The organism is Paenibacillus sp. CMAA1364 (genome assembly GCF_054373195.1).
In genome coordinates this window covers 1-16369 of record NZ_JBITNB010000002.1, presented here as the reverse complement: position 1 = coordinate 16369, position 16369 = coordinate 1, and the positions used below count along the sequence as shown (strand labels likewise).

Annotated in this window: 13 protein-coding genes; 2 read left to right on the top strand and 11 right to left on the bottom strand. The window is 40.5% G+C overall.

Going from position 1 to position 16369, the window contains the following annotated elements; translation table 11 throughout:
- Window positions 1–6 precede the first annotated feature (6 nt).
- Both ACH8E3_RS01940 and cymR read right to left on the bottom strand, forming a co-directional pair.
- Window positions 7–1158 (bottom strand): cysteine desulfurase family protein, encoded by a 1152-nt coding sequence (locus ACH8E3_RS01940; RefSeq protein WP_458630918.1) that lies wholly within the window; start codon window positions 1156–1158, stop codon window positions 7–9.
- A 17-nt stretch (window positions 1159–1175) separates the two neighbouring features.
- Window positions 1176–1595: a cysteine metabolism transcriptional regulator CymR gene (gene cymR, locus ACH8E3_RS01935; RefSeq protein ID WP_458630917.1), complete on the bottom strand. Its 420-nt coding sequence runs from the start codon at window positions 1593–1595 to the stop codon at window positions 1176–1178.
- A gap of 289 nt (window positions 1596–1884) precedes the next feature.
- On the opposite strand from cymR, the gene mnmA reads away from it, so the two are divergent.
- Window positions 1885–3021, top strand: coding sequence for a tRNA 2-thiouridine(34) synthase MnmA (mnmA, locus tag ACH8E3_RS01930; RefSeq protein WP_458630916.1), 1137 nt, complete (start codon window positions 1885–1887; stop codon window positions 3019–3021).
- Window positions 3022–3114: 93 nt separating this feature from the next.
- Here mnmA and ACH8E3_RS01925 read toward each other — a convergent pair whose 3' ends face one another.
- The 9 genes from ACH8E3_RS01925 to ACH8E3_RS01885 all read right to left on the bottom strand — a co-directional run bounded on the left by ACH8E3_RS01925 (window position 3115) and on the right by ACH8E3_RS01885 (window position 14690).
- The gene (locus ACH8E3_RS01925; protein WP_458630915.1) at window positions 3115–4419 is read right to left on the bottom strand and encodes a replication-associated recombination protein A; all 1305 of its coding nucleotides are present in this window, start codon (window positions 4417–4419) and stop codon (window positions 3115–3117) included.
- 42 nt (window positions 4420–4461) lie between these two features.
- Window positions 4462–6633: a HelD family protein gene (locus ACH8E3_RS01920; protein WP_458630914.1), complete on the bottom strand. Its 2172-nt coding sequence runs from the start codon at window positions 6631–6633 to the stop codon at window positions 4462–4464.
- A 161-nt stretch (window positions 6634–6794) separates the two neighbouring features.
- Window positions 6795–7550, bottom strand: coding sequence for a tRNA threonylcarbamoyladenosine dehydratase (locus ACH8E3_RS01915; RefSeq protein WP_458630913.1), 756 nt, complete (start codon window positions 7548–7550; stop codon window positions 6795–6797).
- A gap of 20 nt (window positions 7551–7570) precedes the next feature.
- Entirely contained in the window at window positions 7571–9349 is a 1779-nt protein-coding gene (gene aspS, locus ACH8E3_RS01910) for an aspartate--tRNA ligase (protein ID WP_458630912.1), read from the bottom strand.
- 44 nt (window positions 9350–9393) lie between these two features.
- Window positions 9394–10638: a histidine--tRNA ligase gene (hisS, locus tag ACH8E3_RS01905; protein ID WP_458630911.1), complete on the bottom strand. Its 1245-nt coding sequence runs from the start codon at window positions 10636–10638 to the stop codon at window positions 9394–9396.
- Window positions 10639–11192: 554 nt separating this feature from the next.
- Window positions 11193–11612, bottom strand: coding sequence for a hypothetical protein (locus ACH8E3_RS01900; RefSeq protein WP_458630910.1), 420 nt, complete (start codon window positions 11610–11612; stop codon window positions 11193–11195).
- A 175-nt stretch (window positions 11613–11787) separates the two neighbouring features.
- The gene (locus tag ACH8E3_RS01895) at window positions 11788–11952 is read right to left on the bottom strand and encodes a hypothetical protein (protein ID WP_458630909.1); all 165 of its coding nucleotides are present in this window, start codon (window positions 11950–11952) and stop codon (window positions 11788–11790) included.
- 70 nt (window positions 11953–12022) lie between these two features.
- Entirely contained in the window at window positions 12023–12472 is a 450-nt protein-coding gene (gene dtd, locus ACH8E3_RS01890; RefSeq protein ID WP_458630908.1) for a D-aminoacyl-tRNA deacylase, read from the bottom strand.
- Between the two features lie 37 nt (window positions 12473–12509).
- Window positions 12510–14690: a RelA/SpoT family protein gene (locus tag ACH8E3_RS01885; RefSeq protein ID WP_458631176.1), complete on the bottom strand. Its 2181-nt coding sequence runs from the start codon at window positions 14688–14690 to the stop codon at window positions 12510–12512.
- A 295-nt stretch (window positions 14691–14985) separates the two neighbouring features.
- On the opposite strand from ACH8E3_RS01885, the gene uraA reads away from it, so the two are divergent.
- Window positions 14986–16266: a uracil permease gene (uraA, locus tag ACH8E3_RS01880; protein WP_458630907.1), complete on the top strand. Its 1281-nt coding sequence runs from the start codon at window positions 14986–14988 to the stop codon at window positions 16264–16266.
- Window positions 16267–16369: the final 103 nt, after the last annotated feature.

Genomic DNA, 16369 nt, shown 5'->3' with positions numbered 1-16369 from the left:
AGCTGCTTACGTTCTATTACGAATACGATGTAGAATAGTTCCAATAATATGAGCCGTATGCTCCATTTCTTGAGTCGTATTACCCAAGCCAAAACTAAACCGAATCGCTGAACGCATGATTGACTCATTAAGACCCATAGCGATAAGTACATGCGATAATTCTAAAGAGCCTGATGTACAAGCAGAACCACTAGCTACCGCAATATTCTCCATATCTAGTCCCATCAGTAAAGTCTCTGTATCTACCTCAGGAAAGCTTATATTCAGGATGTGTGGCATAGATGTCGTGGAATGGCCATTTACTACAAATGAATCTTTACCGATCGTTTGCTCTAAAGCAAGAAGAAACGTACTTCTCAATAATACATAGAACTTCGTTCTTTCATTGAATTCCTCAGTAACTAGCTCAATCGCTTTGGCAAACCCTACAACGCCTGCAATATTCTCTGTTCCGGCACGACGTTTCTTCTCTTGAAGCCCACCATACAACTGTGGGTTCAATGGTATACCTCGTCGAACATAGAGTACACCAACACCTTGTGGTCCATTAAGTTTGTGCGCAGAGAAACTCATGAGATCTACAGGCAACTCCGCACAAGAGATTGGAATAACTCCTAACGCCTGTACAGCATCTACATGAAAAAGAATACCCCGAGTCCGAGCAATTGCTCCTATCTCCTCAATCGGTTGTAGTGTTCCTACTTCATTGTTACCATACATAATACTGATCAGAACGGTCTCATCTGTCATTGCATCTATTACATCTTGCACGTTAACTCTCCCCGTTGAATCAACAGGTACATATGTAACTGTAAAGCCCTGACGCTCCAATTGCGTGCATGAATGCAATATCGCATGATGTTCAATGGATGAGGTAATGATATGTCTACCTTTACGTCCTACTATAGAAGATGCCCCAAACAATGCTAAATTATCACTTTCTGTACCACCGCTTGTAAATACCAGTTCATCTGGGTAGCAACGTAAGAGTTGGCTTATACGATCTCTCGCTTGATTAAGCGTTCGCCTGGCATCTCTACCAAAGGAATGCACACTAGATGCATTCCCATAATGCTCAGTCATCGTTGTGATCATAGTCTGTACAACCTCTGGATGAATAGGAGTCGATGCCGCATGATCTAAATATATGGAGTTCATCCTGTCACCACCACCTATTAAATATAGAACATATAATTATCTGGTGTTGCCTTTTCCTCAAAAGAGATCAAATCTGCCAACGTCGTTGAATCTAACGCTTGAGCAATTCCATCTCTAATTCTAAGCCATAGATCTCTCTTAGCTGGATCATCCTCTTCCGTAAAATCTACCGGTGAAATCGGGCCTTCAAGAACACGAATCACATCACCCGCAGTGATACTTGAAGGTTCATTAAATAATATATATCCACCATAAGCACCACGAACACTCTTAACTAATCCCGCATTTCGCAGTGGTGCAATCAATTGTTCAAGATAGTGCTCGGATAGTTGATTCTTCTCGGCAATACTTTTTAATGAAGTGGGACCTTCCCCAAATTTAATTGCAAGTTCCATCATGATCGTTAATCCATAACGCCCTTTTGTTGATATCTTCATGGATAACACCTCTTTCTATTATTCATAAATTATTGTATGATTATTTATTATTTATTTGAAGTTAATCCTGGAACGATAAGGTATGAATGGTATCCATTCAATCAATACCTATCTATTCCGATCATTAGCCTCTGTTTATCCTACCATACTCCATTCAATTAGGGAAAAGAAACTATTACAAATCACCCAAATGACCGCGTGGAGTGGACACTTTATCATGTGTACCATCCTCCTGAATATGTTAGACTACAGTTATGGACACAATTTTAGTAAAAAGATGGTGAATGAATTGTCAAAAGAAAATAGTAATATACGTGTAGTTGTTGGCATGTCTGGTGGTGTGGATTCATCCGTCACTGCATTACTTCTCAAACAACAAGGGTACGACGTCATCGGTATCTTTATGAAGAACTGGGACGATACGGACGATCTTGGCAATTGTACTGCAGAAGATGATGCGGAGGACGTACGCCGCGTGTGTGAACAGATTGATATTCCGTACTATACAGTTAATTTTGAAAAGGAGTACTTCGATAAAGTATTCTCCTATTTCCTAGATGAGTATAAATCTGGCAGAACGCCGAACCCAGATGTTATGTGTAATCGCGAGATTAAATTCGGCGAATTCCTAAATAAGGCACTCAATCTTGGTGCAGATTATGTAGCCACAGGACACTATGCAAGAGTAGTGAATGATCATGGCACATACCGATTATTACGTGGATTAGATAGCAACAAAGATCAATCCTATTTCCTAAATGCGTTGAATCAGACCCAATTCAGCAAAGCTATGTTTCCAATAGGACACTTACCTAAACCTGAAGTACGGCGTATTGCAGAAGAAGCTGGTCTATCTACCGCGAAGAAAAAAGATAGTACAGGGGTATGTTTCATAGGTGAACGCAACTTCAAAGAGTTCCTTAGCCAGTATCTGCCCGCGCAAACAGGAACCATGGTGGATATAGCAACTGGAGATGTGAAGGGACAGCATGACGGCTTAATGTATTACACTTTAGGTCAACGTCAGGGGCTTGGCATTGGAGGCTCTGGTTCAGGCGAACCTTGGTTTGTAGCTGATAAGAACCTAGAACACAATATCCTTTATGTTGTACAAGGAGATAATCATCCTAGCTTGTACTCCACTGGTCTCATAGCAACGGGCGTCAATTGGATTGCAGGTGAAGATCTGTTTCCTTCTGAAGCCATGACATGTACAGCGAAGTTCCGCTATCGTCAGCCAGACCAAGAGGTCACCATCCAACGGCTTCCTAGTGGAGATGTACATGTTAATTTTAATAAACAACAAAAAGCGATTACGCCAGGACAAGCTGTTGTATTCTACGAAGGTGAAGTTTGCCTTGGTGGTGGAACAATAGACATCGTGGAGAAAGTCCCTTACATTATCCCTCCAGTGAAGCGCAGATAATCGTAAATGATATATAAACGTAAAGTACCCTACTTGCTATCAATAGCAAGTAGGGTACTTTACGTTAATTAATCAACAAACATATGACTGCGACTATAATCGACGCCGTTCTTGGTTTTGCTTGATCTTCGATTCATTTCCCTGTTCCGTTGCCTGATAGAATACTCTACGTGAGATCTCCTTCGGCAAATACTCTTGTTTCACATAATGACCAGGGTAATCGTGAGGGTATTTATATCCACCATGGCCTAATTTCGCAGCACCTTGATAATGTGTATCTCTTAAGTGTAACGGCACTTCTGCTGATCTTATATCTTCCATAGCACTCATTGCACGCGATATCGCCATAATAACCGCATTGGATTTAGGGCTCTCAACAGCAAATAATATAGCTTGTGTGATGTTCAACTTGCCTTCTTGCCAGCCATTATTACGGTAAGCATCCAATGCACTTACAGCCTGTACCATCGCTTGTGGATTGGCAAGTCCAATGTCTTCACTACAAGCAGCTAGTAATCTACGTATGAATACCATTGGATCCATGCCAAGCTTTTCCACACCATATAGAAGCCAGAAGACAGCTGCATCGCTGGAACCTCGAATACTTTTATGAAAGGCGGAGATTACATCATATTGTGTCGATTCATCTGCCTTCACGATCGGTCGACGAATCGATTCTTCCGCCACTTCAATCGTTACATGTACCGTACCATCATCTTCTGGTGTTGTAGTCAACACTGCCAGTTCAAGTGCATTAAGAGCACGGCGTATGTCGCCGTTCGCCATCGTCGCAATATGCTCCAATGCATCATCGTCCACATTAAGCTTCATGAAGCCAATTCCCTTATCCTTATCAGCAAGTGCTCTTTTCATTGCAATTAAAGAATGTTCCTTCGTCAATGAATGTAATTGAAATAAGGTAGATCGACTCATGAGTGCGCCATTAACATAATGAAAGGGATTCTCCGTTGTAGCACCAATAAACACAATGGTTCCTTTTTCGACGGCAGGTAACAACGCATCTTGACGGGAACTATTGAATCGATGTACTTCGTCTAAGAATAGAATCGTCTTGGTTCCATACAAGCTTTTACTCGTTTGTGCTTGTTCTATCACTTCACGTACATCCTTAACTGAAGCCTCCACAGCATTTAATCTCACAAATGTAGCCTTCGTATGATGCGAGATAATATGGGCTAACGTTGTCTTACCGGATCCTGGAGGACCATATAGAAGAATGGATGAGACTTGATCTGCTTCAATTGCTCTACGCAGTAACTTCCCAGGACCAACAATATGTTCTTGTCCAATATACTCATCCAGATTCACTGGTCGCATCCTATCGGCCAGAAGTCTTGAATCCGTGTTGGATTCCTGCTGAAACGAGAATAAATCCATATTATGTTCACTTCCTTTATCGATTACATTGGTATCCTTGTTCTATTCAGGCCAACCTTGAATTGCAATATTCTTATCTACATTCACTAAGTAATCGGGTATAACTTCCCCTTGTAGAATCCATAGTTCATGAAGTGCACGCGTGCAACCAACGTACATTAGCTTCGCATCCCAGACTCCTGGACCGTAGTGATCCACATCTGCGTCCACAACGATAACCGCATCGAATTCTAGACCTTTCGAGAGATATACTGGAAGTATCGATAGCCCACCTTCATACATTTGTTTGCTTCCATCAATCAGATGAATATGCGCTCCATCGATCCTTAGTTGTTCTTGTAATCGTTTCGCTTCATAGAGCGTTCTCGTCAGAATAGCTATCGTTCGGTACGATTTGGAAGACAGCCTTTGTAATGCTTCTTGCACATTATTGAGCCTTGTCTCCTCACTTCTTCCATATGGAATCAATCGAACAGGATCTCCACTACGAAATACTGGAAACGCTAATAGGTCACTTTGTACCCCTTCCCTAAGAATACCATTCGCAAATTCAATAATCTCCATCGTAGAACGATAACTTCGAGTTAAAGCGAAGTATGCTGTATGTTCCATTGGAAATAACGAGCTCATTTCTTCCCAACAATGGATACCACGATAAGCATGTATACCCTGCGAGAGATCTCCTAAGATAGTAAAGGAATGTCCTTTTACGAAGAAATCCAGCAATGCCACTTGTAGCGGCGAGAAATCTTGCGCCTCATCAATGACGATATGATCAAATCGTTGTTCACTAGTGATATCATGAAGAAGATAGTGAATATAGAGGAGTGGTGCCAAATCTTCCTCGCGGATCATATCCTTCTTCAGATCTTGCTGTGTTGATGTTAGAACATTTAGCGGTATATCCTTCTGTAACTTTTCTAGAGAATCCGTTGTCACTTTTAAGGCACCAAATAATTGTTTATATAAGATCAATGGATCATATTTAGGCCACTTGCTTGCGTAACTCTTCTCCCGTTGTGATCCTTTCCTCCTGCGTTCATTTAATATCTTTTCACTATTCGACTTCTTCAATTCCATCTCCATCCAACGATGGATTCTCGCCATAACGCGTTCTTTTCTTTTGGCAAGAGGGTATGGCTTATATTCTTCATTATACCAATAGAGGATCTGTTCGTGCGAACATATAGCACCTTCCCAGGGGATAAAGTCTCCGTCAGGGACGGAAGCCATCTCCAATGTTTCGATGAAGCTAGCTATTAATTGCATAAGAAGGATAGAACCTTTAAATCGACCTGACACTTCATCATTAAGCTCTCGCATACCCTCTGAATATTCGAACCAATAATCTAACGTCTGCGTTACATCCGCAATAGGCAGCGTTAATTCAAGTATGGTAAGCGCCCAATCTGTAAATGTACTCTGCTGAATATCTCCAACACCTAGTTCAGGTAATACATCAGAAATATAATCTAAGAACATATGGTTTTGAGCAAAAATAATCATTTTTTCTGCGGTTACTTGCTCCTTATACTGATACAGTAAAAAAGCTAATCTGTGTAAAGCAACTGTCGTCTTCCCGCTACCCGCTACGCCTTGAATGATCAGTGCCGTATTCTTCGCTGCACGAATAATTTGATCTTGTTCCGCTTGAATTGTTGATACGATATCACGCAGACGATTATCTTTGTTCTCCCCTAAACGATAAACTAGGAATTCATCGGATACAACAGGTTGTTCACTTTCTCGATTGTACGTATCCGCAACCCGTTCTAGTAATTGTTTGCGGATGACAATATTTCTTTTGAGAAACACGAGCCCTTCAATTATACCTTCTGGGGCTTCATAAGCTGTTGCTTCTTGACCACCTGTGAAGGAGTAGAATAGGCTTGCTATAGGTGCTCTCCAATCAATAACGAGTGGTTGTTCCGCTACAATCTCTCGGTCCACGCCTATTTTGCCAATATATAAAGGTTTACGATCTTGATCCTGTATTGCTTGGAAATCTAACCGTCCGAAATAAGGCTCATTCACACTCTTCGCCAATCCTACGCGCTTCTCTTCCCTAGCATCTTCGAGAATTTGCTCCGTGAAATCATGGCCATTGTAGACATCCATCTCTTGTAATCGTTTCAGTTGACGATCAATCTCCGAGGCGGCCTCTAGTAACCTATTCTCTTCCTCTTGATAGGCACTTTGAAAACCCTTTTCCATTTCAGTTACCTCCTAAAAGTTTTGTGAAGCATAGCTTCCTGTGTTACGTTGCAACAAAACTTGCTTCGTAAGCATATCCTTTATTTTATGAAGTGAAAAATGGCATGGACACCAACTTGCGGTAGCCATGCCATACTTATTATGATGTGAGACATTTACAATCAGGTTATTATCCCTTGATTTGCAAGCAATTCACGAACAGCGACACTAGACATAATTAAACCTACGACTGGAGGTACGAAGGCATTACTTGCTGGTGGCTGTTTTGCTTTTCTGATATTGGGAGCGTCATCCGACACAATCTTCTGAGTGATATCTTCACGTGGCTTAATTGGTGTCTCTGTCGAGAACACAACCTTCACCCCTTTTTTTATACCATCCTTACGAAGTCTAGTTCTGATCACTCGCGCCAACGGATCGACCGTGGTTTTTGAAATATCAGCAACTTGGAATCGTGTTGGATCCATTTTATTGGCAGCACCCATACTCGATATCATCGGAATCTTTCTCTTTAGACACTCTTTTATAATATGAATCTTGTATGCAACAGTGTCTGATGCATCTAATACATAATCTAAATCATACTGGAACAACTGCTCATACGTTTCATCTGTATAAAACATATGCAGTGCGATTGCTTCACATTCTGGGTTAATCAACTTTACACGTTCAACCATTAAATCTGCCTTCCTCTGCCCGACAGTCGTCGTTAAAGCATGGATTTGACGATTTATATTCGTGATATCTACGACATCTTTATCAATCAGTATGATTCTTCCAACACCTGTACGGGCAAGGGCCTCAACAGCAATACCCCCTACCCCACCAATGCCAAGAACCGCTACCGTACTATTCTTCATGATCTCAAGACCTTCAGTACCAATCGCAAGTTCTGTACGTGAGAATTGATGTAACATGGTGTAGAAATCCCCCTTTATTATTTCTTGTCTTCAACAGGTTTTTTCGACAATTTAATATGGAGTTGTTCCAGTTGTACTTGTTCTACTTCAGATGGAGCATCCATTAACAGGTCTGTAGCGCTCGCTGTCTTTGGAAATGCAATCGTCTCACGAAGGTTAGTACGACCTGCTAACAACATAATCAAACGATCTAAACCAAAGGCGATTCCACCATGTGGAGGCGTTCCATATTCAAAGGCATCCAGAAGATAACCAAATTTATCATATGCTTCCTCAGGTGATAAACCAAGGGCATTGAACATCTTCTCTTGAATTTCACGTTTGAATATCCGCATCGAACCGCCACCTACTTCGTAGCCATTCAATACAATATCGTAAGCTTCCGCACGCATTTTCAAAGGATCGGTATCGAACAGTTCCACATCTTCATCCTTCGGACGAGTGAACGGGTGATGCTCTGCAATATAACGTTTCTGATCCTCATCATAACTAAGTAACGGGAAGTCTAATACCCATACGAATTTGAACTCTTTGTCATTAATTAATCCGAGTTGACGACCAATCTTTAATCGCAATGCACCTAGAACGTCGGCAACAACTTTACTATTGTCCGCAGAGAACAATAATAAGTCACCTTCTTCTGCTCCAGTACGTTCCTTAATAGCTTCAATCTCTTGCTCCGTGAAGAATTTAACGATAGGTCCTTTGAACTCGCCTTCTTTGACCTGAACCCAAGCTAATCCCTTCGCACCATATCGTCCAGCATATACGCCTAATTCATCAATATCCTTACGGCTCCAAGTTCCGCAACCTTTTGCGTTAAGACATTTCACTTCTCCACCTTTTTCAACGACAGAAGCGAATACTTTTACTCCACTGGTTGCAACTATATCATTTAATTCAACAAGTTCTAAGCCGAAACGCAAATCTGGTTTATCAGAACCATACTTACTCATTGCTTCTGCATGACTAATCCGTTGGAACGGTGTAGGCAATTGAACACCAACCGTTTCTTGGAAGAGTCGAACCATCAGTTTCTCCATCATATTTAAAAGCGTATCCCGATCAATGAAGGATGTCTCAATATCCACTTGTGTAAATTCAGGTTGACGATCAGAACGTAGATCCTCATCACGGAAACAACGAGCGATTTGATAGTAGCGTTCCAGTCCACTCACCATAAGTAATTGTTTATAAATTTGTGGGGATTGCGGAAGGGCAAAGAATTCTCCAGCATGCACACGACTTGGTACCAAGTAATCTCGCGCACCTTCTGGTGAACTCTTGGTCAAGATTGGCGTTTCAACATCAATGAATCCTTCTTCATCCAAAAAGTCACGGAATATTTTTGTAGCTTTTGAACGTAGCATCAACGTTTTTTGCATCTCTGGTCTACGTAGATCTAGATAGCGATATTTCAAACGAAGCGACTCATCTACTTCAACACCATCTTCAATAAAGAAAGGAGGTGTCTTCGAAGCATTTAACACTTCAATATCAGTGATCTGAATTTCAAGTAATCCTGTAGGTAGATTCTCGTTCACAGTTTCTGCATCGCGTAGCACGACTTTACCTGTTACGGATAATACATATTCACTACGTACTTTATCAGCGATAGCTAGTGCATCACCTGAGAATGCTGGACTACATACAATTTGTACCACTCCACTACGATCACGGAAATCAATAAATAAGACACCACCAAGATCACGACGGGTCTGCACCCAACCATTTAAAGTAACCGTTTCTCCAATATGTTCTGTCGTTATTTTCCCACAATGATGTGTTCTACTCATGTTTATCCATTCCCCTTTTGTGTATAGTTAGCCTTTTCGGCTGATTAAACGATATTTAAGTGAAGCTCGTCCAATTTGACCATCAATTGTTCCCCTGTTTCCATGAACTTTAATGTAATCTCACCACGATCAAGCTCATCATCACCAAGAATAGCGGTATAACGAGAATTGAAACGATCGGAAGATTTCATTTGTGCTTTCATTTTACGACCTAAGTAATCTCGTTCTGCTGAGAAACCTAGTTGACGTAGTTTAAATAACTGTTTCGTGATCTCTTTATCGGCTTTGTCTCCCAGTGCAACGAAATATACATCCAGTGGCTTCTGTTCATTTAGTTCAACCATTTGTTTCTCTAGAATGAGGATAATCCGTTCAAGACCTAGACCAACACCAATGCCTGGTTGATCTGGACCACCAATACCACTCACAAGTCCATTATAACGACCACCGCCACCAATCGTATCAATAGCGCCTATACCCTCTGCCTTGAACTCAAAAGCAGTATGTGTATAATAATCCAATCCACGAACGAGTCGATTATTAATGATGTAATCCACATTCATAACGTCTAAATGTTCTTTCACTTGTTCAAAATGTGTGCTGCATTCTTCATCCAAGCTTTCCAATATCGATGGTGCATCGGCGAATTTCTCTTGATCCACCTTACAATCCAGAACACGCATCGGATTACGGTCTATGCGCGATTGACAGTCTTTACACAAGTGATCTTTCATCGGTGTGAGATATGCAAGCAAGAGTTCTCTATAAGCGATTCTTGTCTCGGATGTTCCCACAGAGTTAATCTCGACTTTCACACCTCGAAGTCCTAACTCCTTACAGAATTGATAACCTAAAGAGATCACCTCTGCATCAATGGCCGGATCGGTTGCGCCAAAAGCTTCGATGCCGAACTGATGGAATTGCCGGTATCTTCCTGCTTGCGGACGTTCATATCTGAACATAGGCCCGATATAATATAACTTGGACACATCAGGCTCGCCAAATAGTTTATTCTCGACATATGCTCTGACCACACCTGCCGTTCCCTCGGGACGTAATGTCATACTTCGATTGCCCTTATCATTGAACGTATACATTTCCTTTTCCACAATATCTGTTGTGTCACCAACGCCACGTACAAATAAATCCGTTTGTTCAAAAAGAGGTGTACGAATTTCACGATAATTAAAGCGTCGACATAGATCTCTTGCCTTCTGTTCGACATATTGCCACTTTTCTACCGCTCCGGGTAACAAATCTTGCGTTCCTGTCGGTTTTTGAAAGCCCATTCCAACTACCTCCTATTACATAATTAACCATATTTTTGAATCAAAAAAATCCCCCGCCCTGTTCAAAAAGAACTAGGGACGAGAGATTATCATTCGTATAATCACCCGTGGTACCACCCACATTTCGAATAACCATGCTATGCTATGATCTAAGAAATCATTTCATGACTATTCGCTCATACGATTAACGCCCGTTCAGCGCAGTCCGGCTAATACCAATGAACGAATACTCTATAGAGTATTTCGCTTGTTTCACCGACTGTTCTCAAGGAAGTCATTCATCCGGTCATCAAGAGAATCCTTACAGCCGTGGGATTCTTCTCTGATCTTGTGGGGCTCGGATTACTTAATCCTATCATCGAATCAATTTTCAACTATTTGTAGATTGTAATGAACTAGCGCGCTAAAGTCAATAGCTAAGGTCTTTTCGGCAAAGAAAAAGACCTACAATCGATATTGTAGGTCCAACATTATATTAAAAAAGGGGGTCATAGGTCTATTATAGTCACACTATGTTATGAGAAGATGTATACAACATTACAGTTATATTACATTTATGAAAGCGCTTCTACATGTGCATTGTTATTGCGTAGTTTCTGAATGATTTCTTCATAATGTTCATCTTCAACCTTAGCAACTAGCACATAATTTAATCCTTCATAATGATCCGAGTTGTTGGTATTTATTACATCGCGATTATCGTCGACATTTGGTCTCGCATCGTTCTCCATGATGATTGGTACACCACTAGTACCAGCGATGCCTCCTGCTGAAGACATTCCACTAGTGCCTAATGCAGTCACATTATCTGAAGAATTGACAGCTACTAATGGTGATAGTAAATTCGTATCACGGCCAATGGCAGTTTCTAGCTTACTTACTTCAAGATTTTGCGTTTTATATCCTAGAAGTGATGATTTGGCACCTTCCGCTTCACTTTCCGTTTGAAAATAGGCTTGAATTTGTTTTGACATTGGAAGTCCTCCTTTTATATAACACATTAATTTGCATTTCATGAATGTATATCTCTTTTGTTATTACCCAATAGGTAGACATTCATAACATTTTTTTAAAAATGTATTATCTATAATTAGTAATAAAGCAGACAAAAATAGACAACTCATTATAAGTTGTCCATTTCAGTAATGATTAATGTCTAGGAATTTGATTCCTCCACAGTCCTTTGGGACAACTCGTCCATAAAGGAAATGATGCTGTATTCATCGATCGATCTTGATGAATAATATCCGCAATATGATTCACTGTTAGCAGTGTTTGTCCTTGGCAAGACGATTGTTTCGGTGAGTGTCGCATGCTATTGAACTCCTTTTTAAAAAAAATGATCCATAACTACTACTCTCATCTTTTCCTAAGAAGTTCATTTTTATGCGTGTGTGTTGCTGTCGATGATTAATGTGACCGGACCCCAATTCGTTAGGGAGACATCCATCATTTCACCAAATCTTCCAGTCTCCACATGAAGCCCTTTTGCTATTAGAGCTTGATTAAATAATTCATATAACCCCTCAGCCACATCCGACTTCGCTGCAGCCATAAAATTAGGTCGTTTCCCTTTACGAGTATCCCCATATAGAGTGAACTGAGATACCGACAATATGGCACCACCTATATCTTCGACGCTATGGTTCATTTTTCCGGATTCATCTTCAAAAATGCGTAAACCCGCTACTTTATCCGCCAAATATTGAGCATCCTTCTGAGTATCCCCATGGGTAACACCAACAAGCACCATCAATCCTTGGCTTATCTGTCCTACAATCACACCATCAACTGTAACCGTTGCTTCTTTGCAACGCTGTATAACTAGCTTCATTTATATTTCGTTACTCCTTTTGTTGTTCAAATAACGATTATTGAATAATCCGATTGACGGTATAGACATCCTTCACTCTTTTGATTCGTTCTACAACAGAATGAAGGTGATCTGTATTACGTATAAGAATCGTCATATGCATCTGAGCCATTTTATTCTTATCTGAACGTCCTGTCACTGCAGAGATATTGGTCTTTGTCTCTGAAACAGCTTGTAGAACTTCATTTAAGAGCCCATTGCGATCATGGCCTGTAATCTCAATATCTACACTATAATTAGCTTCAGCTTGAAATTCCCAGTCCACTTCAATCACTCGATCTGCTTCTTCTCCGTCTACCTCTGTAGGTATATTGGCACAATCTGTACGGTGCACGGAGACACCTCTACCACGTGTAACATAACCTACAATTTCATCCCCTGGGACAGGGTTACAACACCGTGCGAAACGAACCAATAGATTGTCGATTCCTTTGACACTGACACCATTGGTAGGACGGTTCCTCTTTTCAACAGTAGGGGCTTTAATCTCCTTGATTTCCGAAGTCAATTCTATTAGACTCGCTTCTTCCTGTTCCTTACGAAGTTTCTCAGTTAATCGAGAGCATATTTGTGATGCTGTAATACCGCTATATCCTATCGCAGATAGCATATCTTCCAAGTCATGAAAAGCAAATTTCTTTGCTACTTCCATTAATTTATCATCTGTCATCCAATCGGAAGGATCAAGTCCAAGACGCTTCAACTCACGTTCAACTGATTCTCTTCCTTTAATAACATTCTCTTCTCGTCTTTCCTTCTTGAACCACTGTTTGATCTTACTACGGGCATGAGATGACTGTGCAATCTTGAGCCAATCCTGACTAGGACCATAAGAATGTTTGGACGTCATGATCTCAACAATATCGCCGGTCTTTAATTTATGATCCAAGGGTACAATTCTACCATTAACCTTCGAACCGATGGTACGATTACCTACTTCAGTATGGATTCTGTATGCATAGTCTAACGGAACTGAACCTGAAGGTAGCTCCACGACTTCCCCTTTAGGAGTAAATACAAACACTAGATCCGAGAAGAAGTCCATCTTAAGCGACTCAACAAATTCTGAAGCATCTTTCGCTTCATGTTGAAGTTCAAGGATTTCACGAAAAAATGTAATTTTATTATCGAAGTTTCCAGCCGAAGCTACACCTTCTTTGTATGCCCAGTGTGCAGCAATACCAAATTCAGCTGTCCGATGCATTTCTAACGTTCGAATCTGCACTTCCGTTGGTTCACCATTCGGTCCAACGACAGTGGTATGCAACGATTGATACATATTTGCTTTGGGCATTGCGATATAGTCCTTAAATCTTCCAGGCATAGGCTTCCATAACGTGTGAATGATACCTAGTGTGGCATAGCAGTCTTTAATATTGTCCACAATAATACGGATGGCTAATAAATCATAGATCTCATTAAACTGTTTGTTTTTTGTAGTCATTTTATTGAAAACACTGTATATATGCTTAGGTCGACCAGAAAGGTCTCCTTCAATTCCCATCTCTTCTAACTTATCCTTAATCTTAGCGATAACATTCTCAATAAATTGTTCGCGTTCCGCACGTTTCTTATGGATTAGATTAGCGATTCGGTAATACTGTTGAGGATTTAAGTACCTTAAAGAAAGGTCCTCCATTTCTCCTTTTATAGCGGAGATACCAAGCCTGTCTGCAATTGGACAAAAAATTTCTAATGTTTCATACGAAATGCGACGCTGACTCTCTTCGGATTGAAATTTCAATGTTCTCATATTGTGAAGACGATCTGCTAATTTAATGACAATAACACGAATATCTTGTGCCATCGCAATAAACATCTTACGGTAATTCTCATTCTGTTGTTCTTCTTTCGAACCAAATTTAATGCGTTCCAACTTCGTTAGTCCATCTACAAGCATGGCACAAGTCTCACCGAAATGAGTACGTATTTCCGCTAAAGATACCGTTGTATCTTCAACGACATCATGAAGAAGTGCTGCAATAATGGATAACGTATCCATTTGCATACTCACAACAATTTCTGCAACCGCTAACGGATGCAGAATATACGGCTCGCCCGATTTACGCAACTGACCGTAATGAGCCTGGTCCGCAAAATCATACGCTTCACGAATACGGTTCAGATCATTTTCTTTTATGTAGGTTTCGGCCTTTTCAAGTAATCTATCTATGCCCATTCTAGTCAATTCCGTCTCCCGATTCCCTTCTATATAAAATGAAACCCGCACGTCCAATTAACTTTGCAGGTTCCCTCCGTGTGATTTTTTATTAATTATGACGCTTACGACGCAATACGTCAACACTCCACCTAATTAATGGTATTATATTACACTCATTACTCATTCTCGACATCATTAATGACTAAATTCATGGTTTTTCGAGAAAATAGTATTGTAATATTAACAAAATCTATTTAATCTATATAAGATCATTTGTAATTCGCCAAATTAAAAAATATAGGAGTGAAGTTCTTTGCAACGTGAAATTCAAGTAAATGAGAAATTACCATTTGGACCAGGTTTTCTACTTAGTCTACAACATCTTTTCGCTATGTTCGGTAGTACCGTTCTGGTACCAAATCTATTCGGAGTAGATCCAGGCATGATTTTACTTATGAATGGTATTGGTACATTGTTCTACATTCTAATCTGTAAAGGTAGGATTCCTGCTTATCTTGGTTCAAGCTTTGCATTTATATCGCCAGTGCTAATCGTCCTTGCTAAGTTTCCGGATAACGGATATTCTCTTGCACTGGGTGCTTTTATCGTAACTGGGGTCATCTTCTGTATCGTTGCTCTAATTGTTAAAATAGCAGGTACGGGTTGGATTGATATTGTGTTCCCTCCAGCTGTTATGGGAGCTATTGTTGCAACTATTGGACTTGAACTAGTTCCAGTTGCAGCAGGCATGTCTGGTCTCATAGCTCCTGCAGGTGATACAGCATGGACACCAGATGCTGCTACTATTATTATATCCATGACAACTCTGGGCGTGACGGTTATAGGTGCACTCATGTTTCGTGGGTTCCCCAAAATCATACATATTCTCATCGGTATTGTAACCGGATATACGTTAGCCTACTTCATGGGGGAAGTAAATACAGCAGCAATTGCTGAAGCAAGCTTCTTTTCAGCTCCTCATATTACAACACCAAGTTGGAACTGGTCTGTTATTCTGACAATCATTCCAGTCTCTCTCGTTGTTATTGTTGAGCACATTGGTCATTTGCTTGTTACGAGTAGTATCGTTGGTAAAGACCTTAATAAAGATCCTGGACTACATCGCTCGTTATTAGGTAATGGAATATCCACTATTTTCTCTGGATTTGTTGGATCAACACCTAATACCACTTACGGTGAGAACATAGGTGTTATGGCTCTTACCAAGGTGTATTCTGTATTCGTTATTGGTGGGGCTGCAATCATTGCAATTCTACTATCCTTCTCTGGTACATTCTCATCTATTATATCTAACATCCCCGTAGGCGTTATGGGTGGTGTATCGTTACTCTTGTTCGGTGTAATTGCTGCATCAGGACTTAGAATATTCGTAGAACAGAAAGTTGATTTCTCAAAAGCCTCTAATATGATACTAGCTACGTTAGTGCTTGTGATCGGTCTAAGTGGTGCCTCACTTAGCATCGGTAGTGTTGTGCTCAAAGGAATGGCACTTGCAACGATTGTAGGCATAGGGTTAAGCCTATTCATTAAGTTATTAGAAGTGTTGGGATTGTCTAACGAGAAAGACGCTTAAGAATCATTTAATAATCATTATAAAGATCGCTAAAAGCCCTCTTCCAGTATAAAATGTACCCTATAGAATAGACACTTTAAAAAAGTCTACTCTATAGGGTATT

Bases quoted from the DNA above. Each gene is read 5' to 3' on its own strand.
- ACH8E3_RS01925 (WP_458630915.1), bottom strand. From the start codon at position 4,419: ATGGATTTATTCTCGTTTCAGCAGGAATCCAACACGGATTCAAGACTT.
- cymR (WP_458630917.1), bottom strand. From the start codon at position 1,595: ATGAAGATATCAACAAAAGGGCGTTATGGATTAACGATCATGATGGAA.
- dtd (WP_458630908.1), bottom strand. From the start codon at position 12,472: ATGAAGCTAGTTATACAGCGTTGCAAAGAAGCAACGGTTACAGTTGAT.
- ACH8E3_RS01915 (WP_458630913.1), bottom strand. From the start codon at position 7,550: ATGTTACATCAATTCTCACGTACAGAACTTGCGATTGGTACTGAAGGT.
- ACH8E3_RS01895 (WP_458630909.1), bottom strand. From the start codon at position 11,952: ATGCGACACTCACCGAAACAATCGTCTTGCCAAGGACAAACACTGCTA.
- ACH8E3_RS01900 (WP_458630910.1), bottom strand. From the start codon at position 11,612: ATGTCAAAACAAATTCAAGCCTATTTTCAAACGGAAAGTGAAGCGGAA.
- ACH8E3_RS01940 (WP_458630918.1), bottom strand. From the start codon at position 1,158: ATGAACTCCATATATTTAGATCATGCGGCATCGACTCCTATTCATCCA.
- hisS (WP_458630911.1), bottom strand. From the start codon at position 10,638: ATGGGCTTTCAAAAACCGACAGGAACGCAAGATTTGTTACCCGGAGCG.
- aspS (WP_458630912.1), bottom strand. From the start codon at position 9,349: ATGAGTAGAACACATCATTGTGGGAAAATAACGACAGAACATATTGGA.
- ACH8E3_RS01920 (WP_458630914.1), bottom strand. From the start codon at position 6,633: ATGGAAAAGGGTTTTCAAAGTGCCTATCAAGAGGAAGAGAATAGGTTA.
- ACH8E3_RS01885 (WP_458631176.1), bottom strand. From the start codon at position 14,690: ATGGGCATAGATAGATTACTTGAAAAGGCCGAAACCTACATAAAAGAA.